The organism is Pseudoalteromonas sp. SG43-1, assembly GCF_014164415.1.
Lineage (GTDB): Bacteria > Pseudomonadota > Gammaproteobacteria > Enterobacterales > Alteromonadaceae > Pseudoalteromonas > Pseudoalteromonas distincta.
The window spans coordinates 98,312-116,720 of record NZ_JACJFD010000009.1 but is presented as its reverse complement, the minus strand read 5'-3'; the positions used below and the strand labels follow the sequence as shown (position 1 = coordinate 116,720).

Annotated in this window: 15 protein-coding genes; 9 read left to right on the top strand and 6 right to left on the bottom strand. The window is 41.4% G+C overall.

Annotation, left to right across the window (positions count from 1 at the left end; genetic code table 11):
* Positions 1-5: 5 nt before the first annotated feature.
* The 6 genes from H5159_RS08980 to H5159_RS08955 all read right to left on the bottom strand — a co-directional run bounded on the left by H5159_RS08980 (position 6) and on the right by H5159_RS08955 (position 4,974).
* The gene (locus tag H5159_RS08980; protein WP_007580429.1) at positions 6-215 is read right to left on the bottom strand and encodes a cold-shock protein; all 210 of its coding nucleotides are present in this window, start codon (positions 213-215) and stop codon (positions 6-8) included.
* Positions 216-401: 186 nt separating this feature from the next.
* Positions 402-611, bottom strand: a complete 210-nt coding sequence (locus H5159_RS08975; RefSeq protein ID WP_024595869.1) for a cold-shock protein — start codon at positions 609-611, stop codon at positions 402-404.
* A 426-nt stretch (positions 612-1,037) separates the two neighbouring features.
* Complete coding sequence (locus H5159_RS08970) at positions 1,038-2,042, bottom strand: YeiH family protein (protein WP_182780169.1); 1,005 nt, start codon at positions 2,040-2,042, stop codon at positions 1,038-1,040.
* Positions 2,042-3,037 (bottom strand): TauD/TfdA family dioxygenase, encoded by a 996-nt coding sequence (locus H5159_RS08965; protein ID WP_024600659.1) that lies wholly within the window; start codon positions 3,035-3,037, stop codon positions 2,042-2,044. The genes H5159_RS08970 and H5159_RS08965 overlap by 1 nt, the downstream gene beginning before the upstream one ends.
* Positions 3,038-3,046: 9 nt before the next feature.
* Positions 3,047-4,009, bottom strand: a complete 963-nt coding sequence (locus tag H5159_RS08960) for an aldo/keto reductase (RefSeq protein WP_076925524.1) — start codon at positions 4,007-4,009, stop codon at positions 3,047-3,049.
* Between the two features lie 215 nt (positions 4,010-4,224).
* Complete coding sequence (locus H5159_RS08955; protein ID WP_076925525.1) at positions 4,225-4,974, bottom strand: GntR family transcriptional regulator; 750 nt, start codon at positions 4,972-4,974, stop codon at positions 4,225-4,227.
* Between the two features lie 180 nt (positions 4,975-5,154).
* On the opposite strand from H5159_RS08955, the gene H5159_RS08950 reads away from it, so the two are divergent.
* The 9 genes from H5159_RS08950 (at position 5,155) to H5159_RS08910 (ending at position 18,409) form a co-directional block, all read left to right on the top strand.
* Positions 5,155-5,922, top strand: coding sequence for a sulfite exporter TauE/SafE family protein (locus H5159_RS08950; RefSeq protein ID WP_310742394.1), 768 nt, complete (start codon positions 5,155-5,157; stop codon positions 5,920-5,922).
* Positions 5,923-6,029: 107 nt separating this feature from the next.
* Positions 6,030-8,090 carry an alpha-xylosidase gene (locus H5159_RS08945; RefSeq protein ID WP_182693981.1) on the top strand — a complete coding sequence of 687 codons (2,061 nt, stop codon included), beginning with the start codon at positions 6,030-6,032 and terminating at the stop codon, positions 8,088-8,090.
* Between the two features lie 101 nt (positions 8,091-8,191).
* Positions 8,192-9,931 (top strand): solute:sodium symporter family transporter, encoded by a 1,740-nt coding sequence (locus H5159_RS08940; protein ID WP_182780168.1) that lies wholly within the window; start codon positions 8,192-8,194, stop codon positions 9,929-9,931.
* Between the two features lie 208 nt (positions 9,932-10,139).
* A complete protein-coding gene (locus tag H5159_RS08935) occupies positions 10,140-12,575 on the top strand; it encodes a TonB-dependent receptor (RefSeq protein WP_182780167.1) in 2,436 nt (811 codons plus the stop codon).
* A gap of 209 nt (positions 12,576-12,784) precedes the next feature.
* Positions 12,785-14,374 carry an alkaline phosphatase gene (locus H5159_RS08930; RefSeq protein ID WP_182780166.1) on the top strand — a complete coding sequence of 530 codons (1,590 nt, stop codon included), beginning with the start codon at positions 12,785-12,787 and terminating at the stop codon, positions 14,372-14,374.
* Between the two features lie 11 nt (positions 14,375-14,385).
* A complete protein-coding gene (locus H5159_RS08925; RefSeq protein ID WP_182780165.1) occupies positions 14,386-16,176 on the top strand; it encodes an alkaline phosphatase in 1,791 nt (596 codons plus the stop codon).
* A 139-nt stretch (positions 16,177-16,315) separates the two neighbouring features.
* Positions 16,316-17,029, top strand: coding sequence for a hypothetical protein (locus tag H5159_RS08920; RefSeq protein WP_182780164.1), 714 nt, complete (start codon positions 16,316-16,318; stop codon positions 17,027-17,029).
* 293 nt (positions 17,030-17,322) lie between these two features.
* On the top strand, positions 17,323-17,757 hold the full coding sequence (locus H5159_RS08915) for a hypothetical protein (RefSeq protein ID WP_182696066.1): 435 nt from the start codon (positions 17,323-17,325) through the stop codon (positions 17,755-17,757).
* A gap of 130 nt (positions 17,758-17,887) precedes the next feature.
* Positions 17,888-18,409 (top strand): YcxB family protein, encoded by a 522-nt coding sequence (locus tag H5159_RS08910; protein WP_182696065.1) that lies wholly within the window; start codon positions 17,888-17,890, stop codon positions 18,407-18,409.

The following is an 18,409-nucleotide window of genomic DNA, read 5'->3' as shown; positions in this document are numbered from 1 at the left end:
AGCAATTAGATGCTAACAATGTTCTCGGCTTGTGGGCCTTTTTGACCTTGAGTAACAGTAAACTGTACACGTTGGCCTTCAGCTAAAGTTTTGAAACCGTCGCCAGAGATTGCGCTAAAATGTGCAAAAACGTCTGCGCCAGATTCTTGCTCGATAAAACCAAAACCTTTTGCTTCGTTAAACCATTTTACTGAACCAGTAGTTGTATTAGACATAATATGTATCCTAAAAAATTAATATAAGTGTGCCTGAAAAGAGGCGATTGAGCCGGAAAAAATAGTTAACTTGAGGATATCGCGTGGGATTATTACTAAAACAACTCGGTACTAACAAATAAAACAAAACTTCTTTCAAACTAGTATTCAAAATGGGTTATTGCTAACCCATTTTAACGAAAGCAATTAGATGCTAACAATGTTCTCGGCTTGTGGGCCTTTTTGACCTTGAGTAACAGTAAACTGTACACGTTGGCCTTCAGCTAAAGTTTTGAAACCGTCGCCAGAGATTGCGCTAAAATGTGCGAAAACATCAGGACCAGATTCTTGCTCGATGAAACCAAAACCTTTTGCTTCGTTGAAAAATTTAACTGTACCAGTTGTAGTTGTAGACATAATAGTATCCTAAGGATTAATAAAAGTGCGCCTTAAATTAGGCAATTTAACAGGAAGAAAACATACATTTAACTGAGGATAACGCGAAGGATTATTACTAAAACAACGTGGTACTTACAAATAAATAGGGTTTTCTGTCAACCCGATGCGAGGCAGGATAACAGTAAATTAAAGTATATACCAAGCCCTATTGTAAATTTATTTTAGAGTAAGTACTTTATATGTTTGTTGTTTTTTTAACTAATTAGTTATGATTAAGATGATATTTTATACTTTTAAAATAAAGGTAAGCTTTGTTTAATCAATACGTTAAGCCTGTTTTTGTGCGTAGTTTTAAAGTAGGCAAAATACAGCTTTTAATTGGTTAAAACATGACCTAATTACCTACTAATTTTTTTTGAGATATACCCTAAATAATGTAATTCTTTAGCTCCAAATTACAAATCCAAGTATTAATAACGCAATCCAAAGTGTTTCAGCCACAATTAAAATAATGGGTTTCATGCCTACTTCGGTAAGTTTTCCTAAATTAGTTTTCATACCTATGGCTGAAATAGCCGAAATTAAAAAGAACTGCGAAAGTTCGTTAGCGGTTTCAAGTACTATTGTAGGAAGAGAAAAGCAGCTATTTATTATCATGAGTATGACAAAGCCAATTAAAAAACCAGGTACTTTAGGTAATTCTCCGTGTTTTTCTTTATTTGAGCGATTAATAACAACCATCATAATAAGCACAACGGGTAGTAGCATAGCAACACGCACAAGCTTAGTTAGGGTTGCTATATCGCCTGTCTCAGGTGATACCGAATAACCAGCACCCACTACCTGCGCTACATCGTGTATTGTGCCGCCTAAAAATACGCCTGCATTATGCGCGTCAAATTCAAGGTAATTAACCACAATAGGGTAAAGGATCATAGCTAGAGTCGACATGGCTGTTACGCCAATAACGGTTAATAAGGTGTCGCGTTCTTTATGTTCGCTGTTTGGCATAATAGACGAGATAGCCAGCGCAGCAGACGCTCCACAAATAGCAACCGAACCACCTGTAAGTGCACCAAAGCGCTTTTGCAAGCCAAATGCGCGTGCTAGTACTACGCCTAAAATAATAGTAGTAAATATAGCGCCCGCTAGCATAAGTGCGGTTTGCCAACCCAGTGTTACTAAATCTCCCAGTGCTATGCGTGTGCCTAGCAGTACTATACCGACGCGCAAAACCGTGGTGCCAGTAAAGTCGATACCTTTGGCGCAAGGGCTATCGCTTTGATACAAAAATGAGACTGCCATACCCAGTAACAAAGCAAACAGCATGGCTGGCGCGCCGTAATGCTCACTCAAAAATAAAGCGGCAAGGCCAGTCATTGCAGCAATGCTGGCGCCTTGCCATAAAGGTGATATTTTACTGCTTAATTTACCACTTAAACGCTGCATTACGCTTTTGCTGCGGTAAGTGCTACTAACACTTGGCGTTTACGTTCACCTGTAAAAGGGCGACGACCATGCATAGCCATTTCGTTATCAACTAAAGCAACATCACCGTCTTGCCATGCAAGATCAAAGGTAAATACTTTAGAAAGCTCAACAATTTTATCAAGTCCTGCTTTAGGAATGGCACTACCATCACCAAAGGTAATGGCAATTGATGGGTTATCGCGTACACCTTTCCAGCCCATGTAAGCGGCAATCAGTTGGTTATAAAAAACCTGTACATTGTTTTCAAGAGTTACTACAGCAGGCAGTACCGGTGTAACGGCCTTTAGTGAGCCGTCTTCAAGCCATTCCCACTCGTAACCAAGTTCGGTTAATTTATTATGTGCTTCGTCTTTGGTTTCTACACTTAGCGTACTTTTCCAGCTTCGGCCTTGGCCTGATGTTGCGTCGTCAGCGGCTGGCATATAGGTGGTATATTTTAGGCCTTTGTGTTCAAAATCATGGGCAAGTTTACTGTCGTATTCTTTTAATGCGCTAAATAACTTATCTGATCGGCAAAGAGGTGTTGCACCACCTTCTTCTGCGGCCGATTTACAAAAGAAGAATAACTTACTTGGCGAAATAGGCGTTTGCGCCATTTCGTGATGTAAGTATATTTCTACATCTTTTGGCGCTTCGTTGGCTGTAAATACACGCTCGGTAAAATTAATACGTACCGCGTTAGACAGTGACTCTTTATAAGTAAAATTGTCGTAATCAAATCCTGCTGAAAAAGTATCAAAGGTTTCGGCGCTATTTACCGGGAAGCCACGAAACAGCACAGCACCTGAGCTGCGAAGCTTTGTAGCCAGTTCACTTTTATTCGCGCGAATGAAAGCTACCGCTTCTTCAACGGTGCTGGCGTTATTGTTATTAACCACAATGCACGGAAAAACCGAATCATCGAATGTTAATTGAGTTGGCACTGAGGCGTAGTTAATTTCGGTAGCTGACATTGTATGTTCCTAATCGTAAATTGGGTGAAAACGGTTAAAGGCAGCTTCACAAAAGTGCCCAGGGTCGTTAAATCGGCGATTACTGTTAAGCGCAGAAATTTGCGCCATTTCTTGCTCTGTTAATTCAAAATCAAACAGTGCGAGGTTTTCTTTCATGCGTTCAAGTTTTGAAGTTTTTGGAATAATGGCTGTGCCGCGTTGCACGCCCCAACGAAGAACTACTTGTGCTGGCGTTTTGCCATGATTGTGTGCAGCCGCTTTAACAACGCTTTGCTCAAGAACTGATTCAGTTTTATCAGCCATTTCTAGCTCAAGGTATGAAAGCGCACCCAGTGGTGAAAACGCAGTAACCGGAATATCGTACTGCTTAGCTAATCTTACTAATCGCTCTTGCGTTAAATAAGGGTGCGACTCAATTTGCAACATAGCGGGTTTGATATTTGCGTAGGTCATTAAATCGTGAAGCAGTGCGCTTGAGTAATTACATACTCCAATGCGTTTAGCTTTGTTGTTATGTACTTGCTCTTCCATTGCTTGCCACGTTAAATATAGCGGCACTTTTGCCAGCTCCATTTGTGGATTTTGCGCGTCTGGGTCAACAAACCACTCTGGTGGATAGCGGGTTTCTATTGGCACAAATGTTTGCGCAATCGGAAAATGAATTAGGTATAAGTCTAGGTAATCTAGCTTTAAATCACTCAGTGTTTTATCAATCGCGAGGCCAACATGCTCTGGTGCATGAAAGGTATTCCACAGTTTTGATGTTACCCATAATTCTTCGCGAGTACATAAACCATCGTTTATTGCTTGGGCTATGCCATCGCCTACTTGTTCTTCGTTACCGTAGTCTGATGCGCAATCAAGATGGCGGTAACCAGCCTTAATGGCTTGGTATACCGTTTGCGCACAATCTTCTTGTGCTACTTTCCATAAACCGAACCCTACTGGAGGGATATTATTTAATGAACTCATTGGGAATTCCTGTTAAAAATGCATAATGACTCAGGTCTTGTATAAGACACAAGTTATTATACGAATCAAACAGTGTCAATACTGTGTTAACAGCAAAGTAGTAAATGGGTGGGTTAAAAAACCTACAGGCAGCAAAAAGGCAGCGTTTGCTGCCTTTAAAAAATATTTAATTATTATGCGCTAAAGTGAGTTTTTAGCACTAAACACGCTTTTAATTAATCAAGTTCAATTTGATAGTGGTAATGATCGCTACGGCATTTGCTTTGGCGGTATTCAATTAGCTTACCTTCGATTGATTCGGTAATTCGTGATACCAACAGCAGTGGGTCGCCAGCTTTAATAGCAAGCATTTTGGCATCATCAGCTGTAGCAAGTACAGCTTTAATACTGTCTTGGGTTTTGTGTACAGTTTGGTTAAATTTGGTTTGATAGTAATGGTACAATGTATGCGGAATATCACTACTTTGATGTATATCAGGAAAGTAGCTTTGCGGTAGGTATATAGTTTCGCTCATGCAAAATTCGTTATCAAGAATACGTCTACGAACAAGCTTGGTAACTTTGTCTTTTTTATTGAGTTGTAACGCTTCTATTACTTCAATTGGCGCTGCACAAAGCTCAACCGATAGCAGTTCAGCCTTTGGCAAATCAGCGCCTTTACCGTCGGCTTGTAACGGAAAAAACCTAAATAAGGCATCTTGCGCAGTATGCTCTGATACAAACGTACCAACGCCTTGGCGACGAGTCACTATTTTATTGTCGGTTAATAAATTAAGTGCTTTACGAACCGTACCTTGGCTTACGTTAAATTCTTCAGCAAGGCGAAATTCGCTTGGTAGTGCTTCGCCAGGTACCCAGCGTCTTTCAACAATGAGCTGTTTAATATAATCAGCCACTTGTAAGTAAAGCGGTTGAAAAGCCAAGCTTGGGCCACTTAATTTGTGATCAAACATAGAGTTACTCATTATTATTTACCATTAAATTTAATCCACCTGTAGTTATATCATAGGTGAAACCTTTTACGCATATTTGCGCTAGCTCAATTAAACGTGAACTACTGCTGTAATGTTTTATAGGCGCAAAATATACATTATGCCTAAAAACAAATCGTTACACTACAATAGCTCACCCTTAGGAAATTAAAAGTGCTCAGTATTTCTTTTGAACTCATTTTGCTTATGGCGTTGTGCCTAAGTCTTGCCACTGTAATGCAAACTCTTAGCGGGTTTGGCTTTGGGTTGCTGGTGGTTGCAAGCTTTACTTTGCTTGATGTATTGCCACTTACGGCAACTACATTTTTAGTGAGTTTGCTAGGGTTAGTTAATTCAACAACCGTGGTCGTTAAAAACCGCAGTTCGGTAAAAGTACCCGAGCTAAAACTTATGTTGTATACCGGTATACCGTTAATGCTGATAGGTTTTGTGCTGCTTGAGTTTATGTCGTCGCATTTAACGCACTATTTAAACTTTATTTTAGGTGTAAGTATTCTGCTGTGCTGCGCTTTAATGCTGATTGGCCGCGATCGTGCTAATAAACAAAGCCTCCCTCGTTCGTTTTTAATAGCTGGAGGGGTGAGTGGATTACTTGGTGGGTTGTTTTCAACCTCAGGGCCGCCGCTTGTGTTTCAGTGTTATAAGCAAAGTTGGTCTATTGAAGCTATTCGCAGTACGTTATTAGCGGTATTTACTATTGGTGGACTAGTACGTGTAGGTATCGCTTTATTCGGTACTTTGCCTGGGCTCGACATTATGTTTTTAATTGCAGCGGCTATTCCTTTAGTGTTGCTAGTTACGCATTTTGCTCGTAAATTAACGCCCTACGTTGACGCTAAATGGGTACGTATTATAGCAATTGTATTGCTTGGCCTAAGTGGTATATCGCTGGTGGCAACATCGGCGCCGGGTATATTTTAAAAATCGCGACGTAAATAATTCATCTTGAGTTTATTTACGTTGACATGGGGATTACAATTATTTAACTTGTGTCTTATACAAGACTAATAATTGGTTAAGGAACTCCCATGAATGCATTTGAATTACGTGAGCCAGACTGGAACGCAATAGAGCCAGCATGCTTAACCGCACAGCCAAAGTTACAAGGCAATGTGCTGGTTTTGCCCACTCAGTTTGGTGATATTAGCGTAACGATAAGCCAGTTTGGTTTACGTTTAAATGCAGGCACCACGCATGACGAGCAGTTTAAAATATTAACCACAACCCCATCAGAATACCCCCTCACACTTAGCAAAAACAATAATGATTACAGTGTAAGTGGTGGCGAATACCGGCTAGAGTTTTACTGCGACCCTTTTCATTTCAAACTTTATAAAAACGATGAGCTAGTGCAGCAATCAGCAACCGATGGCCACTTTGTACGCCAGCATCGTTTACCGCCACTGGCTAAAACTGATAACGGCTGGATATTAAGCTTAGAGCTTAACTACGATGAGGCCGTGTATGGTCTTGGCGAAAAATGGGGAAAGCTTGATAAACGCGGCCAACTTATTCGTTCATACAACCACGATGCGCTAGGCGTTAACGCCGAAAAGTCTTATAAAAACACACCGTATGCATGGAGCCCAGAAGGCTGGAACTTATTTGTACATACACCTGCACCGGTAACTCATGGCGTAGGTTACGCACTGTGGTCGCAACGCGCATATGTATGTTTAGTTGAAGATGAGGCGCTAGATGTATTTTTATATCAAGAACAAACACCTGCTCAAAGCATTAACCGTTACTGTGAGCTAACAGGTTTTGCACCGGTGCCACCGCAGTGGAGCTTTGGTGTTATTTTATCAAAAGCGTATTACAAAGATGCTGACGAATTACTGAGTGTTGCCCGCGAAGTGCGTGCTAAAAGTATGCCGTGCGACGTAATTACTCTTGATGGCCGCGCATGGCAAGACACCGACACCCGCTTTGCATTTGAATGGGATCCAACACGCTACGCCGACCCAAAACCAGTGCTTGATGAACTAAAAGCCATGGATTTTAAAATTTGCGTATGGGAATACCCGATGATCTCGGTAAATAACCCATTATTTGCTAAAGCGGCCGAAAATGGCTGGCTTATAAAAGATAAACGCACCGGTAAAGCGTATCAATACGAGTGGGATTTAAGCCCATTTGGCGAAGTACTTACACCATTACCAGAGTCGGGTATTTTAGATTTTACTCACCCCGACGCTTACGAATACTGGCTCGAATCGCACAAGCCATTGTTTGAGCTGGGCGTAGATATGATAAAAGCAGACTTTGGCGAACAGCTAGAAGACGAAAACATGGTATCGCACAGTGGCGATAGCGGCATTAGACTGCATAATGTTTATAGCATGCTGTACAACCGCTGCGTTTATGAAGCTGCAGAAAAGTACTGTAAAACAGGGCCATTTTTGTTTAGCCGCTCAGCGTGGACTGGCAGCCAACGTTTCCCTGCACAATGGGGCGGCGACCCACAGGCCGATTGGCAGGGTTTAGCGGCAAGCATTCGTGGCAGTTTAGCGTGGGGTATGTCGGGTGGGCCATTTTTTGCAACCGACATTGGTGGTTTTTACAAAGACACCCGCGACGCAGAACTTTACGTGCGCTGGGCACAAGCGTCGGTATTTAGCGCACATATGCGCTTACACGGTATTGGTCCTCGCGAACCTTGGTCTTACACAGAGCAAGCAAGTGATGCGGTATTTGCAGCGCTTAAATTGCGCTACCAACTTATTCCTTATTTAGAGCAAAGTGCCATACAAGCACAGCAAACTGGCTTGCCAATTCAGCGTGCAATGGTTTTAGCATTTCCTGATGATGTGCTAGCGCATAGTTTTGATCAGCAATTTATGTGCGGTGAAAAATTGTTAGTAGTGCCGTGTGTCGTACCAAACGGTAAAGTGAAGTTTTATTTACCACAAGGCAACTGGATTCGCTTTCCTGATAAACAATCTTACGAAGGTGGTAAGTACTACGAGCACACACTCGCACTTGAAGAAATGGCAGTATTTGTACGCGAAGGCGACAGCCTAATGCTTGGCCCAGAGGTTCAACACACAGAACAAGACATGAGCCAATTAACAGCATGGCCTAAATAAATCTCGGCTTAATAAAAACACACACTACACACATACAACACACAATAATAAAGATATTAGCTTACTTTTTACCGAGTAAAGTAAGCTAAAAGGGGCGCAAGATGGAAGGTATGAACATTACCATGACACTGCTATCGTGCTTGGCGTTTATGGCGCTGGTGGGATATATCTCGTACCAAAAAACCAAAGGAGAAGTTAACACCCAAGATGGCTACTTTTTAGCGGGCCGTGGTTTAACAGGTACGTTTATAGCTGGGTCGATGATCCTCACAAATTTATCAGCAGAGCAACTAATTGGCCTCAATGGATCAGCCTATGGTTACAACCTAAGCTCAATGGCTTGGGAAGTAACCGCAGGAGTATCAACCATCATTATGGCGTTGATCTTTTTGCCTCGTTATTTAGCGGGGGCGTTTTCTACCTTGCCTGAATTTTTACGAGATCGTTTTGATGATACCGTACGCCGCATGACGGTGATCTTATTTATGGTAGGGTATTGTTTTATAACGATCCCTTCTGTTTTGTACTCAGGATCAATTGCCGTACTTAGACTTTTTGATGTACCCACCTTATTAAATATGAGCTACCAATCAAGCCTAATTGTGACCATTATTACAGTGGGCTCAGTTGGGGCTATTTATGCTGTATTTGGTGGTTTAAAGGCGGTTGCGGTCTCAGATACCATTAATGGTGTTGGGTTACTTATCATTGGTATTTTAGTACCAACACTGGGCTTAATTGCATTGGGTGATGGTAGTTTTTCAGAAGGGTTAAGCACCCTAGTAAACACCGACACAGAAAAGCTCAATGCTATTGGTAGTAGCGATGATCCCGTGCCATTTGGCACTATTTTTACAGGTATGATCCTAGCTAATTTGTTTTATTGGGGCACTAATCAGTATGTGATCCAGCGTACATTGGGCGCTAAAAACTTAGTTGAAGGTCAAAAAGGGGTGTTGTTTTCAGGGTACTTTAAAGTGCTAGTACCGTTTATGATGATGATCCCTGGCGTTATTGCTTACCATCTTTATAAACACGAAAGCCTGCCAACTATCGATTTAGCTTACCCACATTTGGTAAAAGAAGTGCTTCCACAGTATTTATCTGGTTTCTTTTTGGCCGTATTGCTAGGTGCTGTATTTAGCTCATTTAATTCATTGCTCAACAGCGCGGCGACCTTATTTTGCTTAGATGTTTATAAGCCAATGAAAAAAAATAAGGTAACAGACAGCCAACTTATAAAAGTAGCCAAAATTACCAGTATTGTTATTGCCATATTGTCGTTTATAACTGCGCCATTATTGATGTTTGCGCCTGAAGGTTTATGGCACATTATTCGTGTGTTTACAGGTTTTTACAACATTCCGGTCATCACAATTGTATTGGTTGGTTTGTTTACTCGAAAAGTGCCTGCACTGGGCGCTAAAGTCGCGATTATATTCCATATTATTGCCTATACCTTGCTTAAATTTGTATGGGATATAGACATTAACTTTATTCATATTTACGCCATTTTGTTCTTAATTGAATTGGCAATAATGTTGGGTATTGGTTACTACAAACCACTTAAAACACCATGGCAATTTACACGCAAAGCCGAGGTAGACCTTAATCCTTGGAAATACGCACTACCTTGCGCAATTGTATTAGTAGGCTTGATTGTTAGCTTGTATATATTGTTTTCGCCGCTCGGATTGGTTGGTGGAACCAGTGTGTACTTTGTACCAAGTTTAGTTGCTGTTTGGTCTACTGTTTTAGTGCTTAGCTGGTGGAGTGTACGTCGTTGGCAGGTTCGTTACGAAAATAGTTTAGCGCATATTGGGATTCCAAAGGCCGTATAACATACGGCTGACTCCTCATTACTTAATTTAAAATTACATTTTATTCACATAATGATTGCATTAGTAAGATAGTTTGTTTAAATTTAAAGCTCTTATATAAGATACAAGAGCTTTAAGGGAAATATCACACACTGACACCGCTTTTTAGCAACCCACACAATTGCTAGCGCGGTACCACACAGCACACACGCACAATATGGAGAATGACATGAGAGCTAAAAAGTCCGTCTTAAGCTTGGCAGTCACGTTAGCAATGACAACCGGTTTAGCGCTTAGCGCGCAGGTATATGCACAGCAAGAGCAAACCGAACAAGAACAACAAAAAACAGAAACAGCTAAAAACGATACGTTTGAAAAAATAGTCGTTACTTCACAAAAAAGAACGCAAAGTTTAAACGAAGTACCTGTTGCGGTTTCGGTACTTAATAGCGATCAAATTAATTCAGCTTTTGCTAATAACATGGAAGGCTTACAGTCACTTGTCCCTTCGGTTAGCTTTAGAAAAGGCACCACAACCCGTAACTCAGCACTAACAGTGCGCGGTATTGGTACTATTTCATTTAGTATTGCTGCCGAGCCAAGTGTAGCAACTGTTGTTGATGGCGTGGTGCTTGGGCGCTCGGGTCAAGCATTTGCCGATTTATACGACGTAGACCGCATTGAAGTATTACGCGGGCCACAAGGTACATTGTTTGGTAAAAACGCCTCAGCAGGTGTGGTAAACATAACAACAAAAGATCCCTCGTACGACACAACAGGCAGCGTAGAAACCTCGTTTTATCAAGATAACGAATACCGTTTTAAAGGCGTTATAAGCGGCGGTTTAACCGACGACCTAGCGGCAAGCCTAACGGTATTTAAAGGTAAATTTGACGGTTACATTGATAACGTTTACAACAACGAAAAAGTAAACGGTTACGACCGTGAAGGTGCACGTGCTGTATTTAAATACGAGCCAGAGGACGACTTAAGCGTAAAGTTTATAGCTGAGTTTTATAACGCAGATGACGACTGTTGTGCCGACTTAGAAGCACTACCAAGTGGTCGTAATCCAGATTCAAAATCAGCGCCAAACAGTAACGGCATTGTGGATGGCGTAGCCGATATTGATTTAGACCAACGCAGCGTTGATCACGATTACGAGTCGCGCACAATTGACGAACATAGCGCGTTTTCGGTACAGGTTGATAAAACAATTGGCGACTATACATATACTTCAATTACAGCGCAGCGTTCGTGGGATAACACAGAGTACCGTGAAGGCGACTTTACCTCTATTGCTGGCGACAGCAGCGAGCCGGTATTTGACGCGCCGTTTCAATTACACGATTTAGGTGCACAGCAATGGGATCAGTTTTCGCAAGAATTTAGAGTTACATCAAACCTAGCTGGGCCATTTAACTATGTTGCTGGCTTATTTTATTGGAACATGGATTCACAACGTAACTTTACTCGCGATGCAAGTTGCCAAAATAATGGTGGCCAGCTTAATAGCGCAATGGCTTTTTACGCGCAAAATAACTTATCGGGCGCTGAGCTTGATACAGCACTTGCTGACTTAGAAGGTTACACACAAGGCCTAGGCGTTAGCTGTAACGCAAACGATATTGTATCGGCCACTGCTTTTATGAGCACAGAATTTAATAACTGGGCAGCCTTTGCCGATGGTACCTACGATTTATCTGAAGATTTACGCGTTTTATTTGGTATTCGTTACACCGACGATGAAGTGTCGTACACGCATCGCCGTGTAAGTAATGATGTGTATGGCCGCACCGGTGTAGGCGTGCGCCCAGCAACACTTAATACAGATGATGAAGGTAAAGCCGAAGAAACCAACGTATCGGGTCGTTTAGGTATGCAATACGATTTAGGCGATGGCCAAATGATATACGGTACTTACTCGCAAGGTTACAAAGGCCCTGGTTTTAATATTTATTATAACTTTAACCCAGACACCGATAGTCGCGAAATAGCACCTGAAGAGTCTGACGCTTATGAAATAGGCTACAAATACGCAAGCCGCGAATTTGTATTTAACATGGCGCTTTTCAGAACCGAAATTGAAGGCTTTCAAGCTAACAACTTTGACTGTTCAGACGGCACTTGTATTACGCGCTTAACCAATGCGGGTGATGTAAGTACGCAAGGTGTTGAAGTTGACTTTATGTGGGCTGCAACAGAGTCGCTAACGCTTACCGGTGGTGTTGCTTACATTAAAGCTGAAATTGACGAGTTTAATTGTCCGGCAGAGGTAGCCGCAGGTTCATGTACTGACCGTTCAGGTTTAGATGTACCATTTTCGCCAGATTTAAAATACTCACTAACGGCTGACTACTTTATTGAAACCGACCATGGCTTTAACGTACACATAAACGGCTCTTATATTTACACCGACGAGCAATACTCAGACCTACCAGACAACGTAGGCGAATTTAACCCAGCCGCTTTGTTACCAGATTACGGTATTTTAAATGCAAGTGTGGGTTTATCGTTTAAAGATGACGCGTTTAGAGTGTCGCTTATTGCTAAAAACTTAACCGATGAAAGCTACGCAACTACCTACAGTGGCGATAACTTCCGTTACCAAATACCACGTGATGCTGAGCGCTACTTTGGAGTATCGTTTAAAGCACGTTTTTAATATTTAAATAACTCCCTCAATAATTTCCCTTAAAAGCGCAACGTTTAACACGTTGCGTTTTTTTTGTGACTTATCTTTGTAATAGTTTGGTCATTTTACTTTCATTAAAATTACCTTTATCAGTCACATCTGTTTTCTATAGTGCAGCGGTTGATCTTTTTTGTGTTTACACATTTCAAAAAATAACCACTAAACAATGGGAATTACGGATGAAAATTAAAAAAGTCGCTGCGGCAATCGCGCTAACATTTGCGTTTAGCGCAGTTAGCCATGCTGATGTACTACCGCAAAGCCAAAAAGACAGCAGCTGGTATAGCGCTGCGCAGACTAAACTAACAACAAAAACAGCACAAGCGCAGGCTACACAAGCCACTAAAGCTAAAAACGTCATTTTATTTGTGGGCGATGGCATGGGTATTTCTACACTTACCGCCGCGCGTATTTTACAAGGGCAGCGTAATAACCAATCTGGCGAAGAAGGTTATTTAAGTTTTGAAGAGTTCCCATACTCTGCACAAGTTAAAACGTATAACGTAGATGCTCAAACTCCTGATTCAGCAGGCACGATGACGGCTATTATTTCCGGTGTAAAAACCGATGTGGGCGTTATTGGTGTAGATGAAGATATTGAACGCGGCGTGTGCTCAACAGTGGCAGGTAACGAGCTAATTACCGCGACTGAATTGGCTGAAATTAAAGGGCTATCTACCGGTATTATTTCTACAGCACGTATTACCCATGCAACCCCTGCTGCAACGTATGCTAAATCGGCTGACCGCGACTGGGAAGATATCTCCGATATGCCAGAAGATGCAGTAACGGGTGGCTGTGAAGACATTGCATCGCAACTGGTTAACTTTGAAAAAAACCTAGAAGCACGATTTGTAGGTACCGACGTAGACGGTCTTGATTTTGTAATGGGTGGCGGTCGTCGTCACTTTTTACCAAAAGACGAAACAGCTAATTCAACAGATGCAGTAAGTGCTATAGAAGGCGACCGTACTGACGAGCGTAACCTAGTGACTGAGTGGCAAACACAATACCCAGATGCTACGTACGTAATGGATCAAACGGGTTTTGATGCAATAGCGGATGACGCCACTAAAGTATTTGGTTTATTTAACGAATCCCACATGCAGTACGAAGCTGACCGCGCAAACGATGTAGCGGGCGAGCCTTCGCTTACCGATATGACCACTAAAGCAATTGAAGTGCTTGGTAAAAACGATAACGGATTTTTCTTAACAGTCGAGTCGGGTCGAATTGACCACGCGCATCATGCGGGTAATGCATACAACGCGCTTAACGACACCATTGAGTTTGCTAAAGCTGTGCAAGCTGCGGTAGATAACACTAATCCAGAAGAAACCCTTATTTTAGTAACCGCCGATCACAGCCATGTATTTACTATTGCTGGCTACCCTAAGCGTGGTAATCCAATTTTAGGCCAAGTAGTTGGCGTAGGTGAAACTACCCCAAGCCTAGCCGCCGACAACATGCCGTACACCACAGTCGGTTACGCAAATGGTTTAGGTTTTAGAAATTTAGGCGACGAGACTGATGCTGATGCAAGCTACACAAGTGCTGCTGTAGCAGGGCGTGTTGAGCTAAATGGCGTTGATACAACAACCCCAGGTTTTCACCAAGAAGCAACTGTACCAATGGGGTCAGAAACACACGCAGGTGAAGACATCTCTTTACATGCTAAAGGTCCTGGTGCTCAGCTAGCACAGGGCGTAATTGAACAAAACGTTGTATTTCATTTAATTAATCAAGCTCTTGAACTAACTCAGCAATAATGGCGGCTAACATGAACAAATTAACGGTACTTTCTTTGGCAGTAATGGTCGCGCTAGCAGGTTGCTCGAGTGACGATAACAAAAATGAAAATAATATTATCGCAGTAGATAACGCTATTGCTGTGGGCTCTGAGCAGTGCATTAATGGCGGTGTAGAGACGCAAGTAGGCGCAGATATCAATAATAACGACGTGCTAGATAGCGACGAAGTTAATTCAACTAATTTAGTGTGTAATGCACCTGCAACGTCGTTAACAAGCGAGCAGTTAGCCTCGCTCACTAGTAATACTTGGTTTAGTGAAGCACAAACAAAATTAGGTGCTGCACAAACAGCCAGCAGCAACATTGTTACTGAATCAGGCAAAGCTAAAAATGTTATTTTATTTGTGGGCGATGGTATGGGTATTTCTACCATAACCGCAGCACGTATTTTAGCGGGTCAGTTAGAGGGCGAAATGGGTGAAGATCACCAGTTAAGCTTTGAAACTATGCCTTTTTCGGGCTTTGTAAAAACATACAACGTAGATGCGCAAACGCCAGATTCGGCAGGCACTATGACCGCAATGGCATCGGGTGTTAAAACCGACGCAGGCGTTATTGGTATTGATGAAGCGGTTGAACGCGGTAATTGTGCTTCAGGCAAAGGGCACGAACTTGTTACCTCGTTAGAGCTTGCTGAAATTGCAGGCAAAGCAACAGGAATTATTTCTACAGCGCGTATTACTCACGCAACACCAGCTGCAACGTATGCTAAATCGGCAGAGCGTAATTGGGAAGATATCTCCGATATGCCAGAAAGTGCCGCAACGTGTGAAGATATTGCATCGCAACTAGTTAACTTTGAAGCCAACCTAGAAGCACGCTTTAGTGGTGTTGATGTAGACGGTATTGACGTAGTAATGGGCGGCGGTCGTCGTCACTTTTTACCAAAAGATGCCACGTTTAATTCAGCCGATGCAGTAAGTGCTGTTGAAGGGGATAGAACCGATAACCGCGACTTAACCGCAGAGTGGAAAACGCAATATCCAAATGGCACGTACGTAATGGATCAAACCGGTTTTGATGCAATAAGTGACGACGCCACTAAAGTGTTTGGCTTATTTAACGAATCCCACATGCAGTACGAAGCTGACCGCGTAAACGATGTTGCAGGCGAACCTTCGCTTTCACAAATGACTGAAAAAGCAATAAGCGTGCTTGATAACAACGAGCAAGGTTTTTTCTTAACGGTTGAGTCGGGTCGAATTGACCACGCGCATCATGCGGGTAACGCTTATAACGCGTTAAACGACACTATTGAGCTTGCCAAAGCCGTTAAAGTGGCAATGGAAAACACCAACCCAGAAGAAACATTAATAGTTGTAACTGCCGATCACAGCCATGTATTTACCATTGCCGGTTACCCTAAACGCGGTAACCCAATTTTAGGTAAAGTGGTTGCAGTAGGTGCAACTGAGCCAAGCTTAGCTGCCGATGATATGCCTTATACAACGGTTGGTTACACCAATGGTGGTGGCTTTAGAAACCTAGGTAGCGAGACTGATGCCGATGCAGGTTATGCCTTTGCACCGGTTACAGGGCGTGTTGATTTAACAGATGTCGATACAACAACACCTGGTTTTCATCAAGAAGCACTGGTACCAATGGGCTCAGAAACACATGCCGGTGAAGATGTTGGCGTTTATGCAATGGGCCCAGGTGCACACTTGGTAACAGGCACAAACGAGCAAAGCTTTTTATTCCATGTAATGGACTTTGCAGCTGACTTTGTAAAAACAGCAGACGAAAAACTAGCGCAATAAATACCGGCTAGTTATAAATTTAGTTAAATATATCTAAATAAAAAACCCCGCATACTGTGCGGGGTTTTTGTCATTAAACTGACATTTATAATCGTTATGTTATTGCCATAAACTTGAAATATAAATAAGAGATAGCTAAATGAAAAAAGCGTTATTAATAATTGCCACGCTTGTAAGTACAAGTAGCTTTGCCTCGCAATGTGATATTGATGCCAAGCAATTAAAAGCGGATTATAAAATTACCAACAGCCATAAAGCGCAGCAAAGTAGCGAGTCACTTACCCTTTGGCGAAACAACCAGCAAGTAGCGCATCAAAGTGAAGTAATCACCGAGCTTTGGCAGCACTTAGCTAATAATCAAATACGACCAATACGTTACTTTAATGCCCAGCAACGCGGTATTGAATACCAACCATCTGAGGTACGCGGCGTACAAAACTGGAGTGCTAAAAACCAGCTGGTGGATAACCATCTAATCGAAAAAATGACCCTAGTAAGCACCCAAGGCAGCGGCTGCGATGAAGTAAAAAACTATACACTGAGCGAAAATGGCAACGACTTTAACCTTGCCTTTTTTACGCATTCAAAATTAGTAAAAACATTTAGTATCAGTAACAAAAAAAGCCAAACAACTACCTTACTTAACCTTAATAATGTAAGCACTGAGATGCCATTAATTACTGCTCAATTTGCACAGTGGGATCGCTTTCAAACCACCGATTACGCCGACATTGGCGATAACGAAGGCGACCCATTTTTGGCTAAAATGATAAACCTTGGTTTTATAGAACACAGCGCAACAGGTTTTTACAACCAGCAGGGCGAGGCTATTCAAGGCGGACATCACCACTAGGTTTTAGTTGAGTTTAAATGTGGCGTAGGACAAGCTTGCTGTGTTGGGGGTAAATTTATACTTCAATCAGCAAGCTGTGGTGAGCTACCAACCGCCCTCTAAAATAAAGTGAATTTTAAATACTTCCGCCTAAACAATACTTCGAATAATCGCCTCATCTTATAAATAAGCACCGCATGCTGCTAATTATTTATAGTTCGCAATAACTTACGCTATTTGATACTAATAGAAGTCCACGCAATAGGGACGCTTGAAAAAGTACTTATTAGCAACGCTGTTATATTGGAACTTAAATGCGAGTACTTTTAGTTATATGTTTTTTATGGACTAGCTTATTATTTGCCTGCGGCAATGATGAACTAGGCCAATCAGCCTCTTTTGCAAAAATAAATGAAGACTATAGCGTAGGTAACTTTGTTGGCTATGATGTCTACGTACCTGAGATATTTAAAGACTATTATTTAACGTCATTTACAGTAGTGATAAAAGATACTTTATTAGCAGACTTGGATTTTACTGAAGCTAATAGTTATGAAGGTTATTACAAGGTATTTTTTCAAGTTAATCCTGAGAGATTAGATTCATTAAATATAGTACTTGGTTATTCAACAACAAAAGACAAAAAAGGAATTGTAATGTGTGGTGAAAGAATACAGTTAAATTTAAAAGAGTTACTCAGAGCAAATCAACCAGAAATGATCATCGCGCCCCCACCACCACTAAAATAGATCGAATTATTAAATTATTTTTAAACGTCGATCAAAGCGCTTGAAATAGTTTGTTCGGGTTTTGTTTGGTCTTATATTTATATAGCTTAAGTAGTTCGCTATGTTTAAACAAAGTTAGGATTCATTTTTTATGATCAAATCTATCACTGTTACTAAAAAGAATTATACCGACTATGCTGATTTTGCAATAAAAAGGTTGTGTACGCCTCAAGGTAAAAAAGACTCAGGAGTTATAAAAAATGTGATTGTTTGGTTTGTAATAACTGTTGTTTTTATGACTATCTTTCAGGTCGAGTCTATTCGCCTTTCTGACTTTCATTGGCCAAGTGGGTTAATTGTAGCAGTGCCATTTTTAATATTAATTATTGTATTTTTATACAATAATCATAAGTTAAAAGAGCAATCAATCCCCAATGAAAATGGCGTAATGATTGGCAATAAAACAATTGAATTTCAAGCTGATGGCATTCGCGAGACTAATCATCTTGGAAGTTACTTTTATAAATGGCAAGCCGTTGAAGCAATGGAAGAAAATAAAGGCGATTTATATATATTTGTAGACAAGTTATTGGCTTTAATAATCCCAGCTAGCACATTTACAAACGAAGCCGAAAAAGAAGAACTAAAAGCATTTATTAAAGCTCATATTTAG

Excerpts from the sequence above, each read along its gene's own strand:
- H5159_RS08915 (WP_182696066.1), top strand. The coding sequence starts at position 17,323 with ATGCGAGTACTTTTAGTTATATGTTTTTTATGGACTAGCTTATTATTT.
- H5159_RS08955 (WP_076925525.1), bottom strand. The coding sequence starts at position 4,974 with ATGAGTAACTCTATGTTTGATCACAAATTAAGTGGCCCAAGCTTGGCT.
- H5159_RS08925 (WP_182780165.1), top strand. The coding sequence starts at position 14,386 with ATGAACAAATTAACGGTACTTTCTTTGGCAGTAATGGTCGCGCTAGCA.
- H5159_RS08940 (WP_182780168.1), top strand. The coding sequence starts at position 8,192 with ATGGAAGGTATGAACATTACCATGACACTGCTATCGTGCTTGGCGTTT.
- H5159_RS08935 (WP_182780167.1), top strand. The coding sequence starts at position 10,140 with ATGAGAGCTAAAAAGTCCGTCTTAAGCTTGGCAGTCACGTTAGCAATG.
- H5159_RS08975 (WP_024595869.1), bottom strand. The coding sequence starts at position 611 with ATGTCTACAACTACAACTGGTACAGTTAAATTTTTCAACGAAGCAAAA.
- H5159_RS08920 (WP_182780164.1), top strand. The coding sequence starts at position 16,316 with ATGAAAAAAGCGTTATTAATAATTGCCACGCTTGTAAGTACAAGTAGC.
- H5159_RS08960 (WP_076925524.1), bottom strand. The coding sequence starts at position 4,009 with ATGAGTTCATTAAATAATATCCCTCCAGTAGGGTTCGGTTTATGGAAA.
- H5159_RS08965 (WP_024600659.1), bottom strand. The coding sequence starts at position 3,037 with ATGTCAGCTACCGAAATTAACTACGCCTCAGTGCCAACTCAATTAACA.
- H5159_RS08945 (WP_182693981.1), top strand. The coding sequence starts at position 6,030 with ATGAATGCATTTGAATTACGTGAGCCAGACTGGAACGCAATAGAGCCA.
- H5159_RS08910 (WP_182696065.1), top strand. The coding sequence starts at position 17,888 with ATGATCAAATCTATCACTGTTACTAAAAAGAATTATACCGACTATGCT.
- H5159_RS08930 (WP_182780166.1), top strand. The coding sequence starts at position 12,785 with ATGAAAATTAAAAAAGTCGCTGCGGCAATCGCGCTAACATTTGCGTTT.
- H5159_RS08970 (WP_182780169.1), bottom strand. The coding sequence starts at position 2,042 with ATGCAGCGTTTAAGTGGTAAATTAAGCAGTAAAATATCACCTTTATGG.
- H5159_RS08980 (WP_007580429.1), bottom strand. The coding sequence starts at position 215 with ATGTCTAATACAACTACTGGTTCAGTAAAATGGTTTAACGAAGCAAAA.